This window comes from Actinoplanes sp. NPDC048988 (assembly GCF_043197815.1).
Lineage (GTDB): Bacteria > Actinomycetota > Actinomycetes > Mycobacteriales > Micromonosporaceae > Actinoplanes.
In genome coordinates this window covers 1,302,815-1,326,948 of the sequence record NZ_JBICTW010000001.1, presented here as the reverse complement: position 1 = coordinate 1,326,948, position 24,134 = coordinate 1,302,815, and the positions used below count along the sequence as shown (strand labels likewise).

Annotated in this window: 26 protein-coding genes; 19 read left to right on the top strand and 7 right to left on the bottom strand. The window is 69.7% G+C overall.

Annotated features, from left to right (window positions below; genetic code table 11):
• Window positions 1–3: 3 nt before the first annotated feature.
• The 19 genes from ACGFJ7_RS06030 to ACGFJ7_RS05940 all read left to right on the top strand — a co-directional run bounded on the left by ACGFJ7_RS06030 (window position 4) and on the right by ACGFJ7_RS05940 (window position 15,374).
• The gene (locus tag ACGFJ7_RS06030) at window positions 4–390 is read left to right on the top strand and encodes a response regulator (protein WP_360246965.1); all 387 of its coding nucleotides are present in this window, start codon (window positions 4–6) and stop codon (window positions 388–390) included.
• Window positions 387–872: a chemotaxis protein CheX gene (locus ACGFJ7_RS06025; protein ID WP_360246963.1), complete on the top strand. Its 486-nt coding sequence runs from the start codon at window positions 387–389 to the stop codon at window positions 870–872. The genes ACGFJ7_RS06030 and ACGFJ7_RS06025 overlap by 4 nt, the downstream gene beginning before the upstream one ends.
• On the top strand, window positions 869–1,231 hold the full coding sequence (locus ACGFJ7_RS06020; RefSeq protein WP_097317698.1) for a response regulator: 363 nt from the start codon (window positions 869–871) through the stop codon (window positions 1,229–1,231). Before ACGFJ7_RS06025 ends, ACGFJ7_RS06020 begins: the two co-directional genes overlap by 4 nt.
• A 7-nt stretch (window positions 1,232–1,238) precedes the next feature.
• Window positions 1,239–1,727, top strand: a complete 489-nt coding sequence (locus ACGFJ7_RS06015; protein ID WP_097317699.1) for a hypothetical protein — start codon at window positions 1,239–1,241, stop codon at window positions 1,725–1,727.
• Window positions 1,728–1,852: 125 nt separating this feature from the next.
• Window positions 1,853–2,404 (top strand): flagellar hook capping FlgD N-terminal domain-containing protein, encoded by a 552-nt coding sequence (locus ACGFJ7_RS06010; protein WP_360246961.1) that lies wholly within the window; start codon window positions 1,853–1,855, stop codon window positions 2,402–2,404.
• Between the two features lie 28 nt (window positions 2,405–2,432).
• Complete coding sequence (locus ACGFJ7_RS06005; RefSeq protein ID WP_360246959.1) at window positions 2,433–3,710, top strand: flagellar hook protein FlgE; 1,278 nt, start codon at window positions 2,433–2,435, stop codon at window positions 3,708–3,710.
• A 197-nt stretch (window positions 3,711–3,907) separates the two neighbouring features.
• Complete coding sequence (locus tag ACGFJ7_RS06000) at window positions 3,908–4,186, top strand: flagellar FlbD family protein (RefSeq protein WP_097318682.1); 279 nt, start codon at window positions 3,908–3,910, stop codon at window positions 4,184–4,186.
• A gap of 2 nt (window positions 4,187–4,188) precedes the next feature.
• Window positions 4,189–4,980: a motility protein A gene (locus ACGFJ7_RS05995; protein ID WP_360246957.1), complete on the top strand. Its 792-nt coding sequence runs from the start codon at window positions 4,189–4,191 to the stop codon at window positions 4,978–4,980.
• A gap of 3 nt (window positions 4,981–4,983) precedes the next feature.
• A complete protein-coding gene (locus ACGFJ7_RS05990; RefSeq protein ID WP_360246955.1) occupies window positions 4,984–6,000 on the top strand; it encodes a flagellar motor protein MotB in 1,017 nt (338 codons plus the stop codon).
• Between the two features lie 14 nt (window positions 6,001–6,014).
• Window positions 6,015–6,467, top strand: a complete 453-nt coding sequence (gene fliL, locus ACGFJ7_RS05985; protein WP_360246953.1) for a flagellar basal body-associated FliL family protein — start codon at window positions 6,015–6,017, stop codon at window positions 6,465–6,467.
• 139 nt (window positions 6,468–6,606) lie between these two features.
• Window positions 6,607–7,527 carry a flagellar motor switch protein FliM gene (locus tag ACGFJ7_RS05980; RefSeq protein WP_360246951.1) on the top strand — a complete coding sequence of 307 codons (921 nt, stop codon included), beginning with the start codon at window positions 6,607–6,609 and terminating at the stop codon, window positions 7,525–7,527.
• Window positions 7,524–8,282, top strand: coding sequence for a flagellar motor switch protein FliN (fliN, locus tag ACGFJ7_RS05975; RefSeq protein WP_360246949.1), 759 nt, complete (start codon window positions 7,524–7,526; stop codon window positions 8,280–8,282). Before ACGFJ7_RS05980 ends, fliN begins: the two co-directional genes overlap by 4 nt.
• Window positions 8,283–8,286: 4 nt before the next feature.
• Window positions 8,287–8,718, top strand: a complete 432-nt coding sequence (locus tag ACGFJ7_RS05970; protein ID WP_360246947.1) for a flagellar biosynthetic protein FliO — start codon at window positions 8,287–8,289, stop codon at window positions 8,716–8,718.
• On the top strand, window positions 8,715–9,578 hold the full coding sequence (fliP, locus tag ACGFJ7_RS05965; RefSeq protein ID WP_392641084.1) for a flagellar type III secretion system pore protein FliP: 864 nt from the start codon (window positions 8,715–8,717) through the stop codon (window positions 9,576–9,578). The genes ACGFJ7_RS05970 and fliP overlap by 4 nt, the downstream gene beginning before the upstream one ends.
• Window positions 9,575–10,339 (top strand): flagellar biosynthetic protein FliR, encoded by a 765-nt coding sequence (locus ACGFJ7_RS05960; RefSeq protein ID WP_360246943.1) that lies wholly within the window; start codon window positions 9,575–9,577, stop codon window positions 10,337–10,339. The genes fliP and ACGFJ7_RS05960 overlap by 4 nt, the downstream gene beginning before the upstream one ends.
• Window positions 10,340–10,352: 13 nt before the next feature.
• Window positions 10,353–11,444 carry an EscU/YscU/HrcU family type III secretion system export apparatus switch protein gene (locus ACGFJ7_RS05955; RefSeq protein ID WP_360246942.1) on the top strand — a complete coding sequence of 364 codons (1,092 nt, stop codon included), beginning with the start codon at window positions 10,353–10,355 and terminating at the stop codon, window positions 11,442–11,444.
• 84 nt (window positions 11,445–11,528) lie between these two features.
• Window positions 11,529–13,571, top strand: coding sequence for a flagellar biosynthesis protein FlhA (gene flhA, locus ACGFJ7_RS05950; RefSeq protein ID WP_360246940.1), 2,043 nt, complete (start codon window positions 11,529–11,531; stop codon window positions 13,569–13,571).
• Window positions 13,549–15,132 carry a hypothetical protein gene (locus tag ACGFJ7_RS05945; protein ID WP_392641081.1) on the top strand — a complete coding sequence of 528 codons (1,584 nt, stop codon included), beginning with the start codon at window positions 13,549–13,551 and terminating at the stop codon, window positions 15,130–15,132. Before flhA ends, ACGFJ7_RS05945 begins: the two co-directional genes overlap by 23 nt.
• On the top strand, window positions 15,129–15,374 hold the full coding sequence (locus tag ACGFJ7_RS05940; RefSeq protein ID WP_360246936.1) for a hypothetical protein: 246 nt from the start codon (window positions 15,129–15,131) through the stop codon (window positions 15,372–15,374). The genes ACGFJ7_RS05945 and ACGFJ7_RS05940 overlap by 4 nt, the downstream gene beginning before the upstream one ends.
• Window positions 15,375–15,426: 52 nt before the next feature.
• Here ACGFJ7_RS05940 and ACGFJ7_RS05935 read toward each other — a convergent pair whose 3' ends face one another.
• The 7 genes from ACGFJ7_RS05935 to fliF form a co-directional block, all read right to left on the bottom strand.
• Complete coding sequence (locus ACGFJ7_RS05935) at window positions 15,427–17,418, bottom strand: flagellar hook-length control protein FliK (RefSeq protein ID WP_392641079.1); 1,992 nt, start codon at window positions 17,416–17,418, stop codon at window positions 15,427–15,429.
• 21 nt (window positions 17,419–17,439) lie between these two features.
• Window positions 17,440–18,453: a transglycosylase SLT domain-containing protein gene (locus ACGFJ7_RS05930; RefSeq protein ID WP_360246932.1), complete on the bottom strand. Its 1,014-nt coding sequence runs from the start codon at window positions 18,451–18,453 to the stop codon at window positions 17,440–17,442.
• Entirely contained in the window at window positions 18,450–18,896 is a 447-nt protein-coding gene (locus tag ACGFJ7_RS05925) for a cell envelope biogenesis protein TolA (RefSeq protein ID WP_360246930.1), read from the bottom strand. The genes ACGFJ7_RS05930 and ACGFJ7_RS05925 overlap by 4 nt, the downstream gene beginning before the upstream one ends.
• Before the next feature lie 521 nt (window positions 18,897–19,417).
• Entirely contained in the window at window positions 19,418–20,731 is a 1,314-nt protein-coding gene (locus tag ACGFJ7_RS05920) for a FliI/YscN family ATPase (RefSeq protein WP_360246928.1), read from the bottom strand.
• A 9-nt stretch (window positions 20,732–20,740) separates the two neighbouring features.
• Entirely contained in the window at window positions 20,741–21,415 is a 675-nt protein-coding gene (locus ACGFJ7_RS05915) for a FliH/SctL family protein (RefSeq protein WP_360246926.1), read from the bottom strand.
• Window positions 21,399–22,430: a flagellar motor switch protein FliG gene (fliG, locus tag ACGFJ7_RS05910; RefSeq protein ID WP_245922739.1), complete on the bottom strand. Its 1,032-nt coding sequence runs from the start codon at window positions 22,428–22,430 to the stop codon at window positions 21,399–21,401. Before fliG ends, ACGFJ7_RS05915 begins: the two co-directional genes overlap by 17 nt.
• A gap of 78 nt (window positions 22,431–22,508) precedes the next feature.
• Window positions 22,509–24,134, bottom strand: coding sequence for a flagellar basal-body MS-ring/collar protein FliF (gene fliF / locus ACGFJ7_RS05905; protein WP_392641075.1), 1,626 nt, complete (start codon window positions 24,132–24,134; stop codon window positions 22,509–22,511).

Below are 24,134 nucleotides of genomic sequence, written 5' to 3'. Positions count from 1 at the left end.
GCGATGCGCGCCATGGTGATCGACGACTCCCGCGCAATGCGCATGATCCTCAAGCGCATTGTCTCGAAGCTGAACTTCGAGGCACTGGAGGCAGGCGACGGCCGGGAGGCCCTGGACCTGCTGGCCACCCTGGATGAGGTGCCCGAACTGGCTCTCATCGACTGGAACATGCCCAACATGAACGGGCTCGAGTTCGTGACGAACGTCCGGGCCGACCCGCGTCTGCGTGAGATGACGCTGGTCATGGTCACCACCGAGAGCGAACAGAGCCAGATCGTACGGGCGCTCGCCGCGGGCGCCCACGAGTACGTGATCAAGCCCTTCACCGAGGGCGCCATGATCGAAAAGCTGGCCCTGCTGGGCCTCGTGCCGACCGGAGCGAATTCATGAGCGTCGAAGTCGAGGTCAATGAGAACGACCTCACGGAGATGGTGGAACAGGTGTGGGAGTCGTACCTGGATCCGGAGGGCATCAGCCCCCTGATCCCGACGTACGACGAGAACCAGCCTTCCGAGGTGCACTCCTCGGTCTCCATCACCGGATCATGGACCGGGCACATCGTCTACGCCTCCTCGACGTCGGCGGCGCGCCGCGCCGCCGCCGCGTTCCTCGCCATGGAAATGGACGAGGTCAGCGAGGAGGACGTGTCGGATGTGCTCGGTGAACTCGCCAACATCGTTGGTGGCAACGTGAAGGCCATGCTGCCCCCGGGAGCGCTGCTCTCGCTGCCGCAGGTGGTGCTCGCGCCCGAATCGACCGCTCGCTTTCCCAACACCGAACGCATCAGTGGCGTCTACGGGGTCTGGGACGGCGAACCGGTGTCCATTTCCATGTGGCATAGCCGCGGCGACAACAAGGAGGGCGCGGAATGAAGATTCTCATCGCTGATGACAGTCGGGTGATGCGGCAGATCGTGGTCCGCACACTCCGTCAGGCCGGCTTCGGTGACCATGAGCTGATCGAGGCCGCGGACGGCCAGCAGGCGTTCGACATGGCCAAGTCGGAGAACCCGGATCTGGTTCTGTCGGACTGGAACATGCCCGGAATGACGGGCATCGAGGTGCTGCGGCAACTCCGTGCCGCCGGCAACGACATCAAGTTCGGTTTCGTGACATCGGAGAGCACGCCTGAGATGAAAGATCAGGCCGATGCCGCCGGTGCACTTTTTTTCATCGTGAAGCCCTTCTCGGCTGAGCGATTCGATGAGGTCTTCGCTCCTATTTTGGGATGATTACGACATGTCTGATGTCTCGGTTCTTCCAGGCACCCTGGCCGTTCGCAACCTCTTCGAGGACCTGCTCGGCCGGGAAGTGACCGTCAGCCCCGGCGACCCGCTCTCCGCGGACGAGGTGAACACCTCGACGATCGCCATCTTCACCGACAACGCACAGCAGATCTACGGCGTGCTCGGGATGGATCTCAATCTGTCGGCCAACGCCGGCGCCGCCCTCGGCCTCCTGCCGGCCGGCGCCGCCGAGGACAGCATCGACGAGAAGAAACTGTTCCCGAACCTCGCCGAGAACGTCTTCGAGCTCTGCAACGTGCTGACCAGCCTCCTCAACCGCGAGGGTGGCCCGCACATCAAGATGTACCAGGTGATCTACCCGGGCGACCCGCTGCCGGCGGACGCCCGCGCCCACCTCATGGCCCTCGGCCGGCGGGTCGACCTCATGGTCGAGGTCAACCGCTACGGAAAGGGAAAGTTCAGCCTTTCCCTCGCACCGTGATCTGACGAAGCAGGAAATCGTGGGGCCGCCTCTCTCGGGGCGGCCCCACGATTGTTTTTGGGCTAAGCAAAGCCGCAGACCTGTCGAAGCGTAGTTCGAGCTAGCTATCAGGACAGGAGTGCGTGATGACCTCACCGACTTCCGGCTCCACGGGACCATCGGGGACATTCGCGGCGGGGGCCGCGGCGGCCGCGGCCAAGGCCGGCGTTCCCGAGAAACCCAAGTCGCTCGGCGACAAGGACACCTTCCTCAAGCTGCTGGTGGCCCAGCTGAAGTATCAGGACCCCAGCAAGCCGGCCGACTCGACCCAGTTCCTGGCCCAGACGGCGCAGTTCACCCAGGTCGAGAAGCTGGGTGAGGTGGCCGACATGCTCAAGGCCCAGCAACTCGTCGGTGCCAGCTCCCTGGTCGGCAAGACGGTCACCTACATGGACGACAACGGTGCCAAGTTCACGGGAGTCATATCGGCAGCGAAGCTCAACGGCGACAGCGAACCGACTCTGCGGGTCGGGAACACGGACGTACAGCTGTCCAAGGTCATGGAAGTCCAGACGCAGGCGGACGCCGCGGCCCAGGCGGCCGCGATGACCGCGCCGCTCGCGGCACCGGCGGCACCGCCGGCGCCGGCGCCGAAGGCCGCGCCGACGGACAAGACCTCAGAGACACCCAAGCCGTAGTCCCTCTTCACCGCGAAGGACCCAACTCATGCTGCGCTCTCTCTACTCGGGCATCAGTGGCCTGCACGCCCATCAGATGATGATGGACGTCACCGGTAACAACATCGCGAACGTCAACACCGTCGGTTACAAGGCCAGTTCCGTGCAGTTCCAGGACACGCTGAGCCAGATGGTCGGCGCCGCCGGCTCGCCGCAGGACGGCATGGCCGGCACCAACCCGGCCCAGGTCGGCCTCGGCGTCCGCAACGCCGGCATCACCTCCAACTTCAGCCAGGGATCGGCGCAGACGACCGGTAAGGCCGGCGACATGATGATCCAGGGCGACGGCTTCTTCATCACCCGCCGCGGCCAGGAGGAGCTGTACACCCGGGCCGGCTCGTTCTTCTTCGACGCCAACGGCACGCTGTCCACCGCCACCGGTGAGCCTGTGCAGGGATGGACCGCCGATGAGAAGGGTGTGGTCAACCCGGCGGGCAAGCCGGACGACATCAAGATGCCGCTCGGCCAGAGCATCGACCCGAAGCCCACCGACAAGATCGAGATGAAGGGCAATCTGACCTTCGACGTGCCCGAGGGCGTCACCGACGTCTCGACGTTGGATCCGATCGAGATCCCGTTCAAGGCGTTCGACAAGTTCGGCACCCCGGTCAGCCTCTCGGCGTACTTCAAGCGCACCACCGAGGCCGGTGAGGACCCCGGGAAGTACGAGGTCAGCGTTGGTGTGTCAGGTAATTCGGCGACGGCCAAGCCGATGACGGAAAACGGCGGCGTCCTGGAGTTCACGGCGGGCAAGCTCGCCGACACGGCGAAGACCCTGTCCTTCTCCGGTCTCTCGGATCTCAACTCGAACCTCAACGACGAGCTCACCGTCGACGGCGCCGACCTGACGATGTTCCACGGCCTCACCGAGGCCCGGGTCTCCGACTCCAACGGCAACGCGGCCGGCACGCTGGCCTCGCTGTCGTACACCGTGTCGGACACCGGGCAGATCATCGGCGCCTTCAGCAACGGCCAGAAGAAGGTGCTCGGCCAGGTCGCCCTGGCCACCTTCAAGAACGTGAACGGTCTCGAGAAGACCGGTGACTCGATGTACCGCTCGACCGTCAACTCCGGCCTGGCCCAGGTCGGCACACCCACCAGCTCCGGCCTCGGCCAGGTGATCAGTGGCGCCGTCGAGATGTCGAACGTCGACCTGGCCCAGGAGTTCACCAACCTGGTCATCGCCCAGCGTGGCTTCCAGGCCAACTCCCGCGTCATCACGACCTCCGACGAGCTCCTGCAGGAGCTCGTCAGCATGAAGCGCTAGTCGTAGCAGCAGTCCGGCCGGCGGCCGGGACGGGCACTTGAGTGCCTGTCCCGGCCGTTCTGTGTAACCGATCGGCTGCACCCGAAGCGCGACCGTATGGATCTCATCGGCAACCGTCAGGTCGCCGAAGTACACGGTGAAGGGCCACGGAGGGTCCTACAGCCCAGGACCACACCACCACCCAAGGACGGATGACAGTGATCCTTGTAACCCGCATCAACGGTGCCGTGTTCGCCCTCAACCCCGACCTGATCGAGCGCGCCGAGTGCACGCCCGACACGGTCATCACCCTGGTAGACGGCACCAAGTACGTCATTGCCGAGTCAGTGCCCGAGTTCATCGATTCAGTGCGCCACTACCGCGCCTCGCTGATCTCCCAAGCTTCCCGCCTCGAGGCCCAGCCCGCGGCCGCCGCCATTCCGTCTGACGACGACCACGACGCCCAGGTGCTCACGCTGCACCGGAAGGACCGCTGAACATGGATATCTCAACGATCGTCGGTGTAGTTGTTGCCTTCATCATCATCTTCACGGTGCAGATCCTGGAGGGCGGCTCACCGGCCTCCATCATCCTGATCCCCTCGATGCTGCTGGTGTTCGGTGGAGCGCTCATGGCCGGTATGGCCGGCGGTGTCCTCAAGGACACGACGGGCATCGGCAAGAACCTCCAGAAGGCGTTCCTGGCCAAGGTCACGCCGCCCACGCAGCTGGTCGACAGCATCGTCAAGCTGGCCGAGCGGGCCCGCCGCGAGGGTCTGCTGGCCCTCGAGGACGCGGTCAAGACCGTGGAGCACCCCTTCCTCAAGCGCGGTCTTCAGCTGGCGATCGACGGCACCGACCCGGAGGAGCTGCACGACGTCCTGCACGCCGAGATCGCGGCCAAGAAGAAGGCCGACAAGGCCGGCAAGAAGCTCTTCGAGAACATGGGCGGTTACGCCCCGACGATCGGCATCATCGGTACGGTCATGGGCCTCGTGCACGTGCTCGAGAACCTGAACCAGCCGGAGACGCTGGGTCACTCGATCTCCGCCGCGTTCGTCGCCACCCTCTGGGGTGTGCTCAGCGCCAACGTTCTCTGGCTGCCGCTCGCCGCTCGTCTCGACCGCCTCAGCGGCATCGAGGCCGAGGAGATGGAGCTGGTCGTCGACGGTGTCCTGGCCATTCAGGCCGGCTCCAACCCGCGCCTGGTGGCGCAGAAGCTCCGCAGCCTCCTCCCGCCGGACGAGGCCAAGAAGGCCGAGGCGGCCGCGAACACCAAGAAGGCGGCGTAACGCATGAGTTCAGGCGGGGGCAAGCGTAAGCAGCGTCATGAGGAGCACGAGGAGCACGTCAACCACGAGCGCTGGCTCGTGTCGTACGCCGACATGCTCACCCTGCTGTTCGTTCTCTTCGTGGTCCTGTACTCGATGAGTGACGTCAACATGAAGAAGTTCGCCGAGTTGGCGGCCGGTCTCTCCTCCGGCTTCGGTGCGCAGAGCGCCGCCTTCTCGGGCCAGACCTCGACCCTGGACGGTGCCGGTCAGAGCGCCGAGGTCGTCCAGATCGACCCGGGCGCCAACCCGGGTGACGGCAAGGCCGGCTCGTCCAACCTGACGGCCAAGCAGCAGGAGGCGGTCAAGGCGGCGATGGCCGCGGAGGACCGCGCCAAGGCTTCGAAGAACGCTCAGGCCGCCACCAAGGAGGCCGAGAACCTCAAGAAGATCGAGAACCAGATCTCCGACGTGCTCGCCGCGCAGAAGCTGCTCGGCTCGGTCAAGTTCACCATCGACCGGCGCGGCCTGGTGGTCACGGTCCTCACCAACGACGTGGTCTTCGCCGGCAACCGGGCGGAGCTCAAGCCCGGTGGCAAGAAGATCCTGGACGCCATCGCGCCGACCCTGCGGAAGCTGCCGAACAACATCGAGGTCGACGGCAACACCAACCAGCTCAAGGCTCAGACGACGTACTACCCGAGCGGCTGGGAGCTCTCCGCCGCCCGTGCCTCGACCACGGTCCGCTACCTGACCGGCAAGGGCCTCGCCAAGAACCGCATGACGGCCGTCGGCAACTCCGACACCAAGCCGCTGATCGACCCGGCCGACCCCCGGTCGATCACCATGAACCGCCGCGTCGACATCGTCGTCCTGACCACTCTGACCGCCGACCAGGCCGCGCTTCTGCCGGCCGCCTCCGGCTCCGACAGCAAGTTGCACACCGGCCAGACCTCGGCTCAGGCCAAGGCGGCTCAGGACGCGGCTTCCGCGGCCGAAAGCACGACTAAGTCCAGCACCACGTCTACCGCACACGACTGAGGGGGAGTTCCGATATGAGCAACGAGCAGACGCCCGCCGCCGAGGCGCCGAAGAAGTCCAAGAAGATGCTGATGATCATCGTGATCGCCGCCGTGGTGCTGCTGGGCGGTGGTGGCGGGGCGTTCTTCATGCTGAAGGGTGACAGCGCCGAGGCCGCCGCGCCGGAGAAGGGCGTGGTCACCGCGATCGACGAGGCGCTGACGATCAACCTGGCCGACGGCCACTACCTGAAGCTGGCCTTCTCGCTGCAGCAGACCGCTGACGCGGCCGAGGCGGTCGACACCAGCGAGGCGATCGAGCTGGCGATCGACGAGTACACCGGCCGGAAGGTCGCCGAGCTGGAGACCGAGAAGGGCCGCACCGCGATCAAGGAAGAGCTCCTGGCGAAGATCGAGAAGGCCTACACGACCAAGGACAAGGTCAAAGAGGTCATGGGCATCTACTACACGCAGTTCGTGACCCAGTAAGACGCACGCTTCGGGCGGGTTCACTTCGGTGGACCCGCCCGAAACGCGTTTAAGGGGATGAAACGGCGCTCCGGCTCAGCCGTTCCGGAAACGAGCCGATGGGGACAACGTGACCACCGCCGCACGCTCCCCGGGTCGGATGTCGCGTCGTGGACAGGGCGCAGGGCCGGCCCCGTACGACTTCCGCCGCCCCATCAAGCTGTCCCGCGAGCACGTCCGTACGTTGCAGATGGCCTTCGAGACGTACGCCCGAAGTTGCGGAACCCTGCTGACCACCCGGCTGCGCGCCGTGAGCAGCGTCAGCCTGGTCTCGATCGAGCAGCTGAACTACGACGAGTACGTGGCGTCCCTGAACAACCCCACGGTGATCGCCGTCGTGGTCCTCGACCCGCTGCCGGGCTCGGCTCTCATGGAGATGTCTACCTCGGCCGTGATGTCCGCTATCGATCACATGCTGGGCGGTCCTGGCGGTCCCCAGCCGGAACGGCCGCTGACCGAGGTCGAGATGCCCCTGCTGCGCGGCCTGCTGGAGCGGATGCTCGGCGAGCTGCGGTACGGCTTCGAGAACCTGGTCGAACTCCAGCCCAAGCTCAAGGACATCGAGTACAACGCGCAGTTCCTGCGCACCCACCAGCCCGGTGACGCCTGCGTGATCGCCACCTTCGACATGAAGATCGGCGCCGAGGAGTGCCTGGCCAGCATCTGCCTGCCCTTCAACACGATCCTGCCGGTGCTCTCCCGCACCGAGGCGGTGGTGCTCAGCGACGCCGAACGGGCCACCAAGGACATGGCGCTGCGCAACATCACCGCCGGGCTTTCCGCGGCTCCGCTCGATGTGGCAATCCGATTTCAGCCCATTCGCATGCGTACCGATGACATCGTGGACCTACGCCCCGGCGACGTCGTCCCGCTGGGCCACCCGACCAGCCGGCCGCTCGAGGTGACAGTCAACGAGACCGTTTTCGCCCATGCAGTTCCCGGTAATCAGGGGGCTCGGCTCGCCTGCCTCGTGGTGCCGTCCCCCAAGGAGTCCTCGCCCAAGGAGTCTGGCCGCCCATGACCGCGCCCACCATCACCGCGCCGCAGCTGGCGCTCGCCCGGACGGCCGCCGAGGCCGCGCTCGCCGTCCTGCCCACCAGCCGTCCGCTGGCCGTCGCCGACCCGATCACCGCCTCCGCGGACATCCTGTCCGAGGGGCAGGCGGTGACCGCGAGGTTCAGCGGCGCCGCCACCGGCGAGGTGGTCGTGGTGGTCGGTCAGGACCTGGCGGACGCGCTCAAGGAGAGCCCGATCGGGGAGCTCGACCTGACCGCCGCCGTCCGGCCCGCGCTCGAGGCCGCGGCCCGCGCCTTCGGGCCGGTGGTGCTCGACCCGGGCACGGTGATGGAGCCCGGCGTGGCGCTCAGCGCGCTCGCCACCAAGGACGACGCCATCGCCGTCCCGCTGGTCGAGGGCCCGGACATCCGGGCGGTGCTGGCGCTGTCGCTCACGCCCTGGCCGACCGACGACCCGGCCGCCGCCGGCGGGGTGGCCCGCCGCGAGACGGCGGCGCCGGCGATGGCGATCCGCGGCGGCCTGGACATGCTGCACGACGTCGAGATGGAGGTCTCGGCCGAGCTGGGCCGGACCCGGATGAGCGTGCGCGAACTGCTCTCGCTCACCCCGGGCGCGATCGTCGAGCTCGACCGGGCCGCCGGCAGCCCGGCCGACCTGCTGGTGAACGGCCGGCTGATCGCCCGCGGCGAGGTGGTCGTGGTGGACGAGAACTTCGGCATCCGGATCACCGAGATCGTCGCTCCCGGCGCCGAAGGGTAAGGCCTTGTTCGAGCTGGCCCTGCGGATCGGTTTCTCGCTCTTCGTCATCCTGGGCATGATGTGGCTGCTGGCGCGCCTGATCCGCCGGCCGCTGGGGCGTGGGCACGGCGCGCTCGTCGTGCTCAACCGGCAGCAGCTGACCCGGGGCGCGGCGGTGGCCGTCGTCCGGGTGGCCGACCGGGCGATGATCCTCGGGGTCACCGACCAGAACGTGAGCCTGCTCGGCGAGGCCGACGTCGAGGACTTCGAGAAGCACCCGCACGAACACCGCGACCACCTCACCCTCGGCCCGGAGGAGACCGCCTCGCTCGGCGTCGAGCTGCCCGGCCGGCATCCGGCGGCCGGGTCGCCGGGCCGGCTCGACGGCTCGCTCCTCTCACCCCGCACCTGGTCGCAGACCATGAGCTTCCTGCGTGATCGGACGACCCGGCGATGATGCGGCGCGCGCTCCTGCTGATCTTCGCGAGCCTCGGGCTCGCGCTCGTCCTGCTGCCCGGCCCGAAGCCGGCCGCGGCCGAGCCCACGGTCATGGAGCGTGCGCCGGCCACGGTCGTCGTGGCCCTGCCGGAAAGAGCGCCCGAGCGGGCGCCGGCGCCGCCGACCCCGCCGAGCCGGCCCGGTCAGCCCAACATCAACCTCAACATCAACGGCACCAACCCGGACGGCAGCCGGCCCTCCACATCGCTGATCATCATGCTGGGCCTGACGATCCTGTCGGTCGCGCCGGCGCTGCTGCTGCTCTGCACCTGCTTCACCAAGATCTTCATGGTTCTCGGCATCACCCGTAACGCCCTCGGCCTGACCTCGATGCCACCCAACCAGGTCCTCGCCGGCCTGGCCCTGTTCATCAGCCTGTTCATCATGGGGCCGACCGTGTCCGCGATGAACGAGCAGGGCGTACAGCCCTATCTCAAGGGCGACAAGACCCAGACGCAGGCGTTCGAGGCCGGCGTGAAGCCGCTGCGGGACTTCATGTGGCGCACCACCCGCGAGGACGAGGTGGCGTTGCTGGTCAAGCTGTCCGGCGAGGACCGGCCGAAGAACCGCGACGACGTCGAGCTGACCACGCTGATCCCGGCCTTCATCCTGTCCGAGCTGCGGGCCGCCTTCATCATCGGCTTCGTCATCTTCATCCCGTTCCTGCTGATCGACATGGTCGTCTCGGCGTCGCTCATGTCGCTGGGCATGATGATGCTGCCACCCGTCACTATTTCTTTACCCTTCAAGCTTTTGCTGTTCGTGCTGGTGAACGGCTGGGGGCTGATTCTCACCGCGCTCGTGGCGTCGTACAAATGAACCTCGACGTCGCGATCGCCGACCTGCTCGCGATCCTGCTCGGGGCGGCGCGCACCGGCGCCTGGCTGATGATCTGCCCGCCGTTCAACTCGCGGCTCATCCCGGGCACGGTCAAGGCGCTGCTGTCGGTCGGCCTCACCCTGCCGCTCGCGCCCTACCTGCGCGGCACGGTGCCCTCGCTGGAGACCTCCGACATCGTGTTCAGCGCGGCCCTGCAGGTGTTCGTGGGCGCCGGGCTCGGCTTCGTCACCGCGCTGCTGTTCGCCGCCCTGCAGGCCGCGGGCGACCTGCTCGACCTGTTCGGCGGCTTCACCCTGGCCATGGGGTACGACCCGCTGTCGCAGAACCAGAGCTCGGTGTTCGGCAAGTTCTACAACCTCGTCGCGGTGACCCTGCTGTTCGTCACCGAGGGCCATCAGATGGTGCTCCGGGGTTTTCTCCAGTCGTTCCGGACGGTGCCGCTGGACGTCACCTTCTCGCTCGGCACCTTCAGCGAGGTACTGCTCAAGGGCATCGGCGACATGTTCGTGGCGGCCATCCAGATCGCCGGCCCGCTGGTCGCCGTGCTGTTCCTCACCGACTGCGCGTTCGGCCTGCTCAACCGGGTCGCTCCGGCGCTCAACGCGTTCCAGCTGGGCTTCCCGGCCAAGATTTTCCTGGTTCTGCTGCTGTCCGGCATCGCGATCACCGCGCTGCCCGGCGTGATCGGCAAGGTGGTGGAGCGCGCGGTCAGCGCGGTCCTCCAGCTGACCGGCGGCTGAAGGGGGGTGCGCGATGTCGGGCGAGAAGACCGAACAGCCGACACCACAGAAACTCAAGAAAGCCAAACGCGAAGGACAGATCGGCCGTACGCAGGACATCGGCGCCTGGTTCGGCATGCTCGCGGCGAGCATCCTGCTGCCACGGACCATGGAATCGGCCATGAAGCACGCCGAGGAAGTCATGGTCCAGGTCCCCGATGTGGTCGCCGATCCGCAACCGTCGCAGGCCCTGTACATCCTCAAGGAGGCGATGTTCGGCGCCGCCTGGGCGGTGCTGCCGCTGGCTCTGACGATGATGGCGGTCGGCGTGGCGGCGGCCGGCGCCCAGGGCGGCATCCGGGTCGCCACCAAGCTGTTCATCCCGAAGTTCAGCCGGCTCAACCCGCTGCCCGGCATCAAGCGGATGTTCGGCCCCCAGGCCCTCTGGGAGGGCATCAAGGCGCTGGTCAAGACCGCGGTGCTGGCCGGCGTGCTGTACACGACGACCAAGGACGTCATCCCGGTGCTGATGACCGCCGGGCAGCTCCCGCTCACCTCGCTGCTGGGCGAGGTCACCGACTCCATCGTCGGCCTGATTCAGGCCGCCTCGGTGGCCGGCATCGTGATGGCCGCGGCCGACTACTTCGTGGTTCGCCGCCGCACCAACAAGCAGCTGCGGATGACGAAGGAAGAGGTCAAGCAGGAGTACAAGAACACCGAGGGTGACCCGCTCATCAAGGCGCAGATCCGCGCCCGGCAGATGGCGATGGCCCGCAACCGGCAGATGGCCGACGTGCCGACCGCCGACGTGGTGCTGGTCAACCCGACCCACGTGGCGGTGGCGCTGCGCTACGAGCCGCAGAAGGGCGCGCCCCGGGTGGTGGCCAAGGGTCAGGGCCCGCTCGCCCTCAAGATCCGCGAACTGGCGGCCGAGCACCGGGTGCCGATGGTCGAGGACGTGCCGCTGGCCCGGGCCCTCTACGCGGGAACCGAGGTCGGCGCCGAGATCCCGGCCGACTTCTTCGGCTCGGTGGCCAAGGTGCTGGCGTTCGTGATGAGCCTGAAGGCGAAGGGATCGGCGGCAGGCCTGCACCGCAGCCCCAATTCCGCCTCAGCCGCCGCATAACACGAAATACGGAGATTTCCTCACATCGGTACCGCGAACGCGAGAAGATCGGCACGTAAGTGAGACGCACCCCGGGGAGGTGTCGTGAAGAACCGCAATCTCAGCCGGCTTGCCGTGCCTGTCGGGGTCATCGGCATCATCCTCATGATGGTCGTGCCGCTGCCGACCTTCCTGCTGGACATGCTGCTCGCGGTGAACATCACGGCGGCCCTGCTGATCCTGCTGACCAGCATGTTCGTACAGAAGCCGCTGGATTTCTCGGTCTTCCCGGCGCTGCTGCTGGTGGCCACCCTCTTCCGGCTCGCCCTCAACATCAGCGCGACCCGGCTCGTCCTGCGCGACGGCGACGCCGGCAAGGTGATCCACGCCTTCGGCAGCTTCGTCGTCGGTGGCAACCTCGTCATCGGCCTGGTGATCTTCCTGATCCTGGTCATCGTCCAGATGGTCGTGGTCACCAAGGGCGCCGAGCGGGTGGCCGAGGTCGGCGCCCGCTTCACCCTCGACGCCATGCCCGGCAAGCAGATGGCGATCGACGCCGACCTCAACGCCGGCCTGATCGACGAGGACCAGGCCAAGAAGCGCCGGGCCGAGGTGGCCGAGGAGGCCGAGTTCTACGGCGCGATGGACGGTGGCTCCAAGTTCGTCAAGGGCGACGCCATCGCCGCCATCATCATCACCCTGATCAACCTGGTCGGCGGGTTCGCGATCGGCGTCGCCCAGCAGGGCATGTCGGCCACCGACGCGATGAACCACTACAGCCTGCTGAGCATCGGCGACGGCCTGGTCTCGCAGATCCCCGCCCTGCTGCTCTCGGTGGCCACCGGTCTGATCGTGACCCGCTCGGCCACCTCCGGCGACATGGGCTCCAGCGTCACCGCCCAGCTCAGCCAGAACAAACTCGCGCTGCGCATCGGCGGCGCCGCCGCGCTCGCCCTGTGCATCATCCCGGGCCTGCCCAAGGTGCCGTTCCTGCTGGTCGGTGTGGCCGTCCTGGTCTTCGCCCAGCGCATCAAGGACCCGGTGCCGGAGGCCGAGGTGGCCGCGGCCGAGGCGGTCGAGATGCCACCGGCCGACTCGCCGGAGCAACTGCTCGGCGAGATGCGGGTCGACCCGCTCGAGCTCGCCCTCTCGCCCGACCTGGTCGACCTGGTCGACGCCAGCAGCGGGGACCTGCTCGACCGGGTCCGCGCCCTACGGCGCAAGATGGCGATGGAGCTCGGCGTGATCATGCCGCCGGTGCGCACCCGCGACGACCTCGACCTGCCGCTCTCCTCGTACGCGATCCGGATCTCGGGCGTCGACGCCGGCACCGGCGAGGCGCCGCCCGGCACCGTGCTGGCGATCGGCGACGGCCTCCAGGGCCTGCCCGGCCGGGCCGGCGTGGAACCGGTATTCGGCCTGCCCGGCAAGTGGGTGCCCTCCGAGCTGCACTATCAGGCCGAGCTCTCCGGTGCGACGGTCGTCGACCGGGCCAGCGTGATCATCACGCACCTGGCCGAGGTCGTCCGGAGCAACGCGAGCCGCCTGCTCGGCCGCGAGGACGTCCGCGCGCTGACCGAGATGGTCAAGCGCACCCACCCGGTGGTGGTGGAGGAGCTGACCCCGTCGATCCTCAGCCTCGGCCAGATCCAGAAGGTGCTCCAGGCGCTGCTCGACGAGGGCGTGCCGATCCGCGACCTGGTCCGCATCTTCGAAGCGCTCTCCCTTCGAGCGAAGCACACCGTCGACCCGGACTCCCTGGTCGAGGCCGCTCGCGGCGCGCTGGGACCGGCGATCGCCGCCCAGTACGCGACCGGCGGCCGCCTCACGGTGATCACGCTCGACCCCATGCTCGAGCAACAACTGCTCGAATCGCTGCGGCCCAGCGAGACCGGCGCCTTCATGGCGATCGACGGCATGCGTGCCGAGGCGATCGTCACCGAGGCGGCCCGGCTCGCCGAGACCGCGGAACAGCAGGGACTGGCACCGGTGCTGGCCTGCTCGCCACAGCTGCGGCTGCCACTGATGCGGCTCCTGCGCGCCGGCTCACGCCGGGTGCAGGTGCTGTCGTACGGCGAAATCTCTGGTTCCACAGCACAGATCGAGACGATAGGAGTGGTGAACGGTGCCTACGCGGGTGCTGCTTGAGGGGCCGGCCATCGAGCCGTTGCTGGCTCAGGTGCGCGATGAGTACGGCTCCCGGGTCCGGATCATCTCAGCCGACAAGGTCCGCAGTGGCGGCGTCGGCGGCTTCTTCGCGAAGCAGCATTACGAGCTTTCCGTGGAAGTGCCGGACGGGAACGAGGACGGGAACGACATGCCACAGCGATCGAAGACGGCCGACAACGGCCAGCACAGCCTGGAACGGCTCCTCGAGCGGGCCGAGTCGCAGGACCGGATGGACGAACCGGCCCGACCGGCGTTCGGCACGGCCACGCCCCGCTCGGTGACCCCGGCGTCGTTCGCCACGGCCCGGCCCAAGCCGCCGGCGGAGTTCGGCGCCGACGAGGGCCGGCACGCCGCCATCGGCGACACCGGCGCCGCCTTCGCCGAGCTCATGGCCGGGCTCGACGCCACCGGCGGCACGGCCACCGAGCGGTCGCGGCCGAAGCCGCCGCCGCGGGAGGAGACGCCGACGGTACGGCCGTTCCGCCCGGCCGCGGCGACCGAGTCGGCCGTCAACGCCGGCGCCAAGCCGGCCATGCCGCAGGCCTTCGAGCCGCCACCGGTGCAGCACATCCAGCCGCAGTCGCCGGCCGCGCCGCCGGTCGCCCCGGCCCCGGCCCCGGCCGCTCCGGTCGCCGCCACGATGCCGCCACCGGCCCCGGTGGTCGAGGTGGCGCCGCAGGCGCCGGCCCACACGCCCAACCTGGCCGAGCACATCGGCGGGTTCGCCGCCACCGAGGTCGAGGTGGACGAGCCGCCGGCGCCCACGCCCGAGCCCTACGAGTTCCAGCAGGTCACCCCGGCGCCGGCGGTGCCGGCCACCCCGGAGCCGCAGTCGGCCTCGGAGCAGGTGGTGAACAACCTCGTCTCGGTCGGCATGCCGGAGGCCATGGCCCGGCAGATCACCGGCAGCGACACCTACGCCGGTGTGCTGAGCGTGCTGGCGGCCCGCCCGTCCGCGCCCGGCATCCCGGACGGGCCGGGCGAGATCCTGGTCCTGGCCGGCGACATCAACATCGCGGTGCCGATCGCCCGGCAGCTCCTCGAGAACATCGACGTTCCCGAGAACCACCTGCTGCTGGCGGCCCCGTCGACGGCCGGCACCGGCCTGCACTCGTCCCGGCTGATCTCCACCCCGGAGGCGGCCGAGACCCGCGCCGAGAAGCTGCACCAGGCCGAGCAGTCGTGGGTCGTCGTGCTCGACGCCCCGGTCGGCGGCACCGACCCGCTCTGGGTCAACGAGATGTGCGACGCGATCGGCGCCACCGCGCTGTGGGCGGTCGTCGACGCCACCCGCAAGACCGCCGACACCGGCCGCCACCTGCGTACTCTGGGCGAGGTCGAGGCCCTGGTGGTGCACGGCGTCGAGCTCACCGCCGACCCGGGCTCGGTGCTCGGCCTGGACCTGCCGATCCACTCGCTGGACGGCAAGCCGGCCACCCCGCACGCCTGGGCCGCCATGCTGTGCGCCCGGATCGCCTCCGACGTGGCACCGGTCGCGGCCGCGCCCCGCCGGGTCACCCGATCGGCACGCCAGCCGTGATACGCCCGTCGGTCCTGCTGTTCGCGCTCCTGATGAGCGCGCCGGCGCTGTACCGCTACGTGCTCGACGAGGTCGACATCACCCAGGTGCTGATCCGGTTCATCATCGCGGTGCCGATAGCGGCCCTGCTCCTGGCCGGGCTGCGGTTCGTCACCGCCGGCTACGGCCGCAAGGACGAGGACAAGGGCACACCGGTGACACCGACACCGCTCGAAGGCCAGGACGGCCTGACCCAGGCATGAAGAGACCGGCGGCCGCCAGGCCGCCGGTCTCTTCGCTGTCCGCTGTGGTGCGTCAGGCGTGGATGTCCAGGCGGCTGTCGCCCGGCACGGCCCGCCGGACGGCCGGCGCCGGCTCGGTCGGCAGGGCGGTCTCGGCCCGCTCGCCGCGGCCCATTCCCGGGAAACTCGCCGCGAACTGCTGCCGCGCCTGCTCCTGCTGCGGGTTGCCCTGCCGCAGGTCGAGGTTCGTGTTGCCGAAACCGGCGTCGTTGAGCTCGCGGCGCAGGTCGTCCATGGCGTTGCGCAACGCCTCGTTGCCGGCGTCGGTGCTGCCGGTGAGCTGCACGGTGATGTCGCCGTTGCGGATCTCGGCCACCACCTGGACCGGTCCGAGATCGACCGGATGCAGGTGGACGGTCAGCCGGTGTACGCCGTCGGCGTCCAGCTTGAGCGGCACGATCCGCATCGCCAGCTGGGCGGCGGGCGGGCTGGACAGCTGACCGGGCGGAGGCGGCGGCGCGGCCGGTGCGGTGGGCGCGGCCGGCGCGGCGGCCTGCGGTCCGGAGACACCGGCCATCCCGGCCTGCCCGAGCACGCCCGGGTTGGCGGCGCCGTCGGCCGCCACACCGGGCGCCGCGGCCGGATTGACCGGATTCGCGGTGGGCGCGGCGGCGTCACCGGCACGAGCCGGCGCGGCTTCGGTCGTGGTCACCGCGGGCGGTGCGGTTTCGCCCTCACCGGGTACGGCGGCAGGTGCGGCCCCGCCCGCGTCGGCCGCCGGCGGTGCCGGCGCCGTAGCCGTGGCGGCCGCGTCGGCGGCCGGGGCCCCGGCGTCCTGAACGGCGAGCCGGCCCGAACCGTCGGGCGCGGTGGCCGGCGTCATCACCGAGACGCCGTCCTGCGCCAGCTGCGCGGCGAACTCGGCCGGAATGGGCAGGCCGGCCGCCCCGCCGGCGCCCGGCTGAGCGCCGGAGATCGTGCCGAGGCCGAGCGCCGAACGGCCGGTGGCCGCCTGCACCGCCGCGGCCTGCGCCTCGGGGTTGAGGTGAGCGCCGGTCGGCGGCAGACCGTTGCCGGTCTGCAGTGGGGTGGCGGGGGAGGTCGTCGCCGGGCCGCCGGCCAGCGCGACCCCGCCGATCGCCCGATCCGGGCCACCCGCCGCGGCCCGGGCGCCGCCGGCCGCAGCCGGCTGAGAGGCCTGGTCGGGCTGGACGGTGGGTGGCACCTGCGCGGTGGTGGCGGCGGCCAGGGCACCGGCCTGGGCGAGCGCGGCCGCGCCGGGTACGGGTGCTGTCTCGGCCGCCTTGACCTCCGGCGTGGCCGTTTTCTCGCCGGTCGGCGCCGCGGTCTCGTCGCCCGCTTGCTCGGCGTCGCCGCTTGCACCCGCGATGAGCTTGCCCTCAAGTTCACCGTCGGCCGGCTGGGTGCCGGCCGGCTGGGCGGCGTCGCCGTCGGCGGTACGGCGGCCGTCCGCCCGGCCGGTCCGGTCCGGTCCCTCGGCCCGGTCTCTTCCCTCAGCCCGGTCTTTTCCCTCAGGCCGGTCTGTTCCTTCGGCCCGGTCTCTTCCCTCGGCCCGGTCCCCTCCGCCGGCCCGGTCGCTGCGGTCGGTCCTCTCCGCGCGGTCCGCCCGGTCCGCCCGGTCCGCCCGGTCACCTCGGTCGGTTTTGTCCGGCCGCTCGGCCCGGCCGGTCCGCCGGTCTGCCGCCGCCCGGTCGGCGTCGGCCCGGTTGAGGCGGGCCCGCTCCGCCGCCTCGCGCTGCAACGCGTTGCGGCCGGCGGCGGCCCGCTGGTCGGCCACCTGGTCGGCGGCGCGCTCGGCGGCCCGGTCAGCGGTCCGCTCGGCCGCCCGGTCCGTGGCCGCGCGGTCGGTGGCGGCCCGCTGGTCGGCGCGCTGCTCGTCGGCCCGGCCCCGCGCCGCCCGTTGCCCGTCGTCCTGACCCGGGCGGCTCAGCTCGGCCGACAGCGCGGAGTCGAACTCCTCCCCGCCCTCACCGCGCTTGGCCCCCGGCCGGCGGCCGATGTCGGCGATCCGGTCCGCTCCGCTGACGGAATTCGGGCTCTTCATGAGACCTCTCCTCGGTGTGGCTCAACCGCCCAGGTTGGCGAGCGCCTTCTGGACCTTCGGGACGTACGCCTGGGTCTCCGAGAACGGCGGGATACCGCCGTACTTGTGCACCGCACCGCCACCGGCGTTGTAGGCGGCCAAGGCCAGCGGCAACGACTTGAACTCCCGGAGGTTGCGGGCGAGCAGCTTGGCGGCGCCGTTGATGGCCTGCTCCGGGTCGAACGCGTTCTTGACGCCGAGGCCCTTCGCCGTCGACGGCATGATCTGCATGAGGCCCTGCGCGCCGACCTTGCTGACCGCGTCCGGGTTGTAGCCCGACTCGACCTTGGCCACCGCCGCCAGCAACTTCGGCGAGACGCCGTACCGGTTGCCGGCCTGCACGAAAAGATCGGCGTAGGGCACGCCGGACAGGGAATCGCCGCCCCGCAGGCTCGCCGGGCGGATGGCGGCGGCACCGTTCTGCGCGGCCACCGCGCTCGTGTCCGTCTCCGGCACGACCCGGCGGATGTGCGTCGGTTTCTCGTACACACTCTGGATCTTGACCTGATCGCCCGGCTTGGGCGCCGCGATCATCTTGTTGTCGCCGACATAGATGGCCACGTGATCCACCGGCGAGTCGAAGGCGAGAATGTCACCCGGCTTGGCCTGGGCCAGATTCGGCACCGTCTCACCCACCTTGGCCTGCTGGTACGACAGGCGCGGAACCTTGATGCCGAGGTCGGCGAAGGCCCGCTGCACCAGCGACGAACAGTCCAGGCCCTTGTCCGGGTCGGTGCTGCCGAAGACGTACGGCGTACCCAGATACTTCTTCGCGGCGTCGACCACCGACTGCCCGGTGGCCGCGCTGTTGAGCCGCATGCTGGGCGCACCACCGGTAGCGGTGGCCAGCGCCGACGCGAAAGTGTTGCCGCCGACCGTGGTCACCGTGCCGTTGGCGGCGGTGCCGGTGGCACCCGGCGCCGGGCTGACCGGGGTCAGGCCGAGCTGGCCCTGCAACTCCTGGATGCGGTTGAGCACCCCGGCGACGCCCCTCACGCCTCGCTCCCGCCACCCCGGGCGGCGTTACGCGCCTTGCTCGTCATCGCCAGCTCATCCAGGTTGGCCTGGTCCTTCCGCAGATCGTGGGCGCGCACCATGTCGGCGTGCCGCTCGGCCATCATCTCGACGGCCCGGCGCCGCTTGGCGGCATCGGCGAGCACGGCCATGCGCTCGCGCTCCAGTTCCTCGGCCTCGGCCACCATGCGCTGAGCCCCCATGAGCGAGGCGGCCAGCGACTGCCGAGCGACAATCGACGCGACGATGGACCGGGCGGTCCCCTCGGTGGGCGCCTCGGCGCCGACCAGATCGAGATGCCGGCGCTTCACCAGAGCCTGCGCGTCCCGGATCTCCGCGCGCGACTGATTCACGGCGCCGCGCGCGACATCCTCCTGCGCCTTGCGAGCGCGCAGTACGGGCGAGAGTCGGAAGAATCGGTTCAAGATCGCCTCCCTGGCACACGGGCATATGGCGCCCTCACTACAGAAGGTCGGCCCACACACCGTTTCGCTGAGTCCTTGCACCCGAGCTGCAACTCAGCTGATGGCTTCGCTTCGCTGCGCGGGCGATCGCCTTGTAACCGGTGAGTTGGCAGGTGATTTTCCGTCACCCGCACACCCCGCGGGCGGCGGAAAATCACCTGCCAACTCACCGGCGGCGATCGCGGGGAGTGGGGGCCGGCTCCGCTTCGCTCCGCAGGCCGGCTCGTCGACAGTGAATCGCGGGAGTGGGGTCGGCTTCGCTTCGCTGGCCGGTTCGTCGGGGGTGGCCGTGAGGGTGAGAGCCGGCTTCGCTTCGCGGCGCCGGCCGGCTCGTTGGCGGTGGCCGGGGGAGTGGGGGCCTGCTTTGCTCCGCGGGCTGTCTTTGTGGGGGCGGCCTAGAGGCGTGAGGGCTTGCCGGCGGGTCGTGGGTTGTGGGTCGGGGTGCGGGCTATCTCGGTCACGGTGGTGGGGTGGGAGGGTGGTCAGGCGCCGGCGGCCTGGATCAGGGCGTGTAGCTGGGCCCACGCCTGTTCGGCGGTGACGCGTTCGTCGAGGCCCTGGCGGAGGAAAGCGTTGATGTGCGGCCAGATGGCGGTGGCCCGGTCGGCGTCCGGGTTGGTGCCGGGCACGTAGGCGCCGATCTCGACCAGCTCGCGGATGTCGCGGTGGGCGGCCATCAGCCGGCGCAGCTCGGTGGCGTCCGCCTTCTGCTGCGGGGTGGTGATTTTGTTGGCCACGCGCGAGATCGAGTCGAGGGACTGGATGCTCGGGAAGTGGCCGGCCGTGGCCAATTTGCGGTCGAGCACGATGTGGCCGTCGAGGATGGAGCGGGCCGCGTCGGCGATGGGCTCGTTGTGGTCGTCGCCTTCGACCAGCACGGTGTAGAGGCCGGTGATGCTGCCGCGCGCGCCCGGCCCGGCCCGTTCCAGCAGGGAGGCCAGCATCGCGAAGACCGACGGCGGATAGCCGCGGGTGGCCGGCGGTTCGCCGACGGACAGGCCGACTTCGCGCTGGGCCATGGCGGCCCGGGTCACGCTGTCCATCATCAGCAGGACGTCGGCGCCCTCGTCGCGGTAGTACTCGGCGATCCGGGTCGCCACCGCGCCCGCCCTGAGCCGTACCAGCGGCGGCGTGTCCGAGGTGGCGATCACCACGACGGACCGGGCCAGGCCTTCCTCGCCCAGGTCGTGTTCGATGAACTCGCGGACCTCACGGCCGCGTTCGCCGACCAGCGCCACCACGTTGAGCTGGGCCGACGTGCCTCGCGTGATCATGCTCATCAGTGTTGACTTGCCGACGCCGGAGCCGGCGAAGATGCCGATGCGCTGCCCGCGGCCGCACGGGACGAGGGTGTCCAGGACCCGTACGCCCAGGGGCATGGGTGCGTCGACGAGCTGGCGTTCCATCGCGGACGGCGGTGCCGCGTCGATGCTCACCATCTGGCCGCGCAGCGGGGGGCCGCCGTCCATCGGGCGGCCGAGGCCGTCCAGGATGCGGCCCTGGAGGTCGGGGCCGACGGCGACGCGCAGCGGCCCGCCGGTGTTGACGACGGGGGTGCCGGTGCCGAGGCCGGCGATCGGGCCGAGCGGCAGGCAGGACAGCTTTTCGCCGTCGAGCGCGGCCACTTCGGCGTAGACCGCTTCCGGGCCTTCGCCCATCTGGAGCAGGTCGCCGACTCGGGCGTCGATGCCGGCCACGGTGACCCGCAGGCCGACCGCTCCGACGACCTTGCCGCGGGTGAGCGGCCGGGCCGCCTCGAGCGCCGCGTTCATGCGATGCCGGAAGACATCGGTCATGTTGGCCTCCTAGATCCGCAGCGCTGCGCGGGCCCGGTCCACCGCCGCCGCGATGGTGGCGTCGACTGTGCCCATGCCGGTTTCGGCTACCGCGTCGCCGGGGCGCAGGCCGCCGTCGGGGCGCAGGCTGATCTGGCGCCCCTCGTACTCGAAGTCGGCTTCGCCGTTCTCGCCGACCAGGGTGTGGAAGTCGTCGGGGTGCAGGCTGACGACGAGCCGGCCGGCTTCGGGTGCGGCGGCCATGGCCCGGCGCAGGGCGTCCATGCCGCGGCCCTGCGGGTCGTCCACGACCCGCCCGATGATCGCCTCGGCCAGCTCGAAGGCGTGCGCGAGCAGCACCTCCTGCAGTTCGGCGAAGGTCGGCATGAGCTGGTTCTCCAGCTCGGTGACGGCCCGGCCGAGGGCGTTGACGGCCTGGACGAGGGCGGCCGCGCGCCGCTGCTCGAACGCTTGGGCGCCGGCCTGGGCTCGGGCCGCCGCGGCCTGCGCCTCGACGGCGGCCTCGCGTTGGCCCTGGGCCCAGCCTTCGGCGTAGCCCGCGGTGCGGGCCTGCTGTTTGGCCCGCTCGATGGCGTCGCTGTCGGCCGGGATCCCGGTGCGCAGGTCGACCGAGAAGCGGGCGGCGGCGGCCGAGTCGGCCATCGAGCCCCGCAGGACGGGCCGGCTGTCAGGCGATGAGCTCATCGGCCTCGCCGCCGCGCTGAACCTCGATCTGACCGGAGTCCTCGAGCGAGCGGATGACCGACACGATCTTGGCCTGGGCCTCCTCGACCATCTTGACCTTGACCGGGCCGAGCAGGTCGATCTCCTCGAGCAGGTTCTCGCGGCCCCGTTCGGACAGGTTCTTGGTGACCTTCTCGCGGACCGTCTCGGGCACGCCCTTGAGGGCGGTGGCCAGGTCGGCCGGCTCCACCTGGCGCAGCACGAGCTGGATGGCGCGGTCCTCGAGGTTGACGATGTCCTCGAACATGAACATCCGGCGCCGGATCTCCTCGGCCAGCTCGGGGCTGCGGGCGTCCAGGGCTTCCAGGATGAGCCGTTCGGTGGTCCGGTCGGCGCGGTTGATGATGTCGACCAGGGGTTGCAGACCGCCGACGGTGGAGAGCTCGTCCGGCTGGAGCACTGTCGAGAGCTTGCGCTGGAGCGCCTGCTCGACCTGGCGGATGATTTCGGGCGACGTACGGTCCATGACCGCGATCCGGTGCGCGACCTCGGTCTGGACCTCCAGCGAGAGACCGGCCAGGATCGACGACGCGAGCGCCGAGGGGATGTGCGCGAGCACCAGGGCGATCGTCTGCGGGTGCTCGTACTGCACGTACGACAGCAGCTGCCGGGGGTCGGCGTGGCTGAGGAAGTTGAAGGGGATGTCGTTCATCGAGGCTTCGAGCCGGTCCAGTATGAGCGCGGCCCGTTCCTTGCCCAGCGAGGCCTCGAGCAGCTCGCGGGCGTAGTCCATGCCGCCCGACCCGGCGTAGCGGGTCGTCGCCATGGCGTAGAACTCGTCCATCACGTCGTCGACCTGCGTGGGGTCGAGCTTGCCGAGCCGAGCGATCTCGGCCGAGATCATCTCGACCTCTTTCTCGGACATCTGCGACATGATCTGCGCGGATTGTTCCTTGCCGAACTGGACCAGCATTATGGCGGCCTTGCGCACGCCCGTCATCGACATGGTGGTGAGCGCCGGTGTGGGTGTGGTCAACGCGTACTCCCTCGGACCGTCGGCGGAAAGACCGTCAGCAGAAAAGGCGGCGGCCGGCGAACCGGCCGCCGCCAAGCGTCAGTGCGTCGCGTCCGCGGCCAGCCAGCCGCGGAGAAGCACCGCCATCTCGTCAGGTTGATCCTTGACCATCTGCTCGATCTCGCGCTGGCGTTCCTGGCGAGCCTGCACGTTCGTGTCGTCCATGGCGGTTCCCGCCTCCAGCATCTGAGCGGGGATCGCCTGGTTCAGCTCGGCCAGCCGCTGGGCCTCCAGCGCCGCCTGCATGTCCTCCAGGTGCTTGCGCTCCTCGGGGGTCAGGCCGCGGCGCTTCTTGCTCTTGCGGCTGAAGCGCCAGGCCAGGAAGAGCAGCGCCAGGACGATCGCGCCCAGCGCGCCGGTCTTGATGAGCGACATCTGCTTGGCCTGCTGGGCGGCCGCGGTCGAGGCGCTCAGGGCGTTCTGCGCGGCCTGGGCGGCGCTGGTGTCGAACGGCATGGCGCTGACCGCGATGGTGTCGCCGCGGGTGGCGTCGATGCCGGCGGCCGCGCTGACCAGCTGCTGCACCTGGGCCGGGTCGACGGTGCCGGCGACGCTGCTGTCCAGCAGGACGGCCACGTTGAGCTTGGCGATCTTGCCGGGGGCGCTCTTGCGGGTCTCCTGGGTCTCGTTGAGCGCGTTGTTCTTGACGTTCGTGCTGTTCTCGTACTGCCCGGCGTCATTTCCGGTGCCGCCGGTGGTGCAGCCGGGGCCGGAGACGTTGTCCGGGCCGAGCACGCCGCCGGCGCAGTTCTGCTGTCCGTTGTACGCCTCGCGGCTGTTGCTCTCGGAGAGCGCGGGCACCGACGGGTCGGAGTTGTAGGTCTTGGTCTGCGTCTGGGTCTGGTCGAAGTCGAGCTCGGCCGTGGTCGTCACGACGGCGTGCCCGGGGCCGACCACGCTCTCCACCAGCTTCTGCAGGGAGCTGTTCATCCGGTTCTGGAAGGCGACGGTCTGCGCCTCGGTGCCGCTGTCGCCGCCGGTGCCGACGTTCGCGCCGCCGCCGGTCGACAGGATCTTGCCGTCGGCGCCGGCCACGGTGATCTGGGTCGGGTCGAGGCCTTCGACGCTGGACGCCACGAGGTGCACGATCGATTGCACCTGGTCGCTGCTCAGCGGCTGGGTCGAGCTCGACGCGACCAGCACGGAGGCGGTGGGCACGTCCTGGTTGTCGGCGAAGACGTCCTTCTGCGGGATGACGAGGTGCACGGTGGCCGCCTCGACACCGTCGATCGACTTGATGGTGTTGGAGAGCTCGCCCTCCAGCGCGCGCTGGTAGTTCGTGTGCTGCATGAAGTCGCTGGTGGTGATGCCCTGCTGGTCGAGCAGGGAGTAACCGGTGCCGGCGTCGCCGGGCAGGCCCTCGCTGCTCAGCGACAGCCGCAGCTCGTTCACCTGGTCCTGCGGCACCAGCACGGTCTGGCCGTCGTTGGCCAGCTCGTACTTGGTGCCGGCCTTCTGCAGCGACTCGACGATCGCGCTGGCGTCCTTGTTCGACAGGTTGTTGAAGAGGATCGAGTAGTTCGGCTTCGACGCCCAGGTGGCGAAGAAATACGCACCGACGATGAGCGCGATCACTGCCGCGATCGTGACGGCCTTCTGTCCCGGAGTGAAGGACCGGAACGTGTCCGTGACGCGGCGAACCGGAGCGGGAAGGCGGTCGGTCAT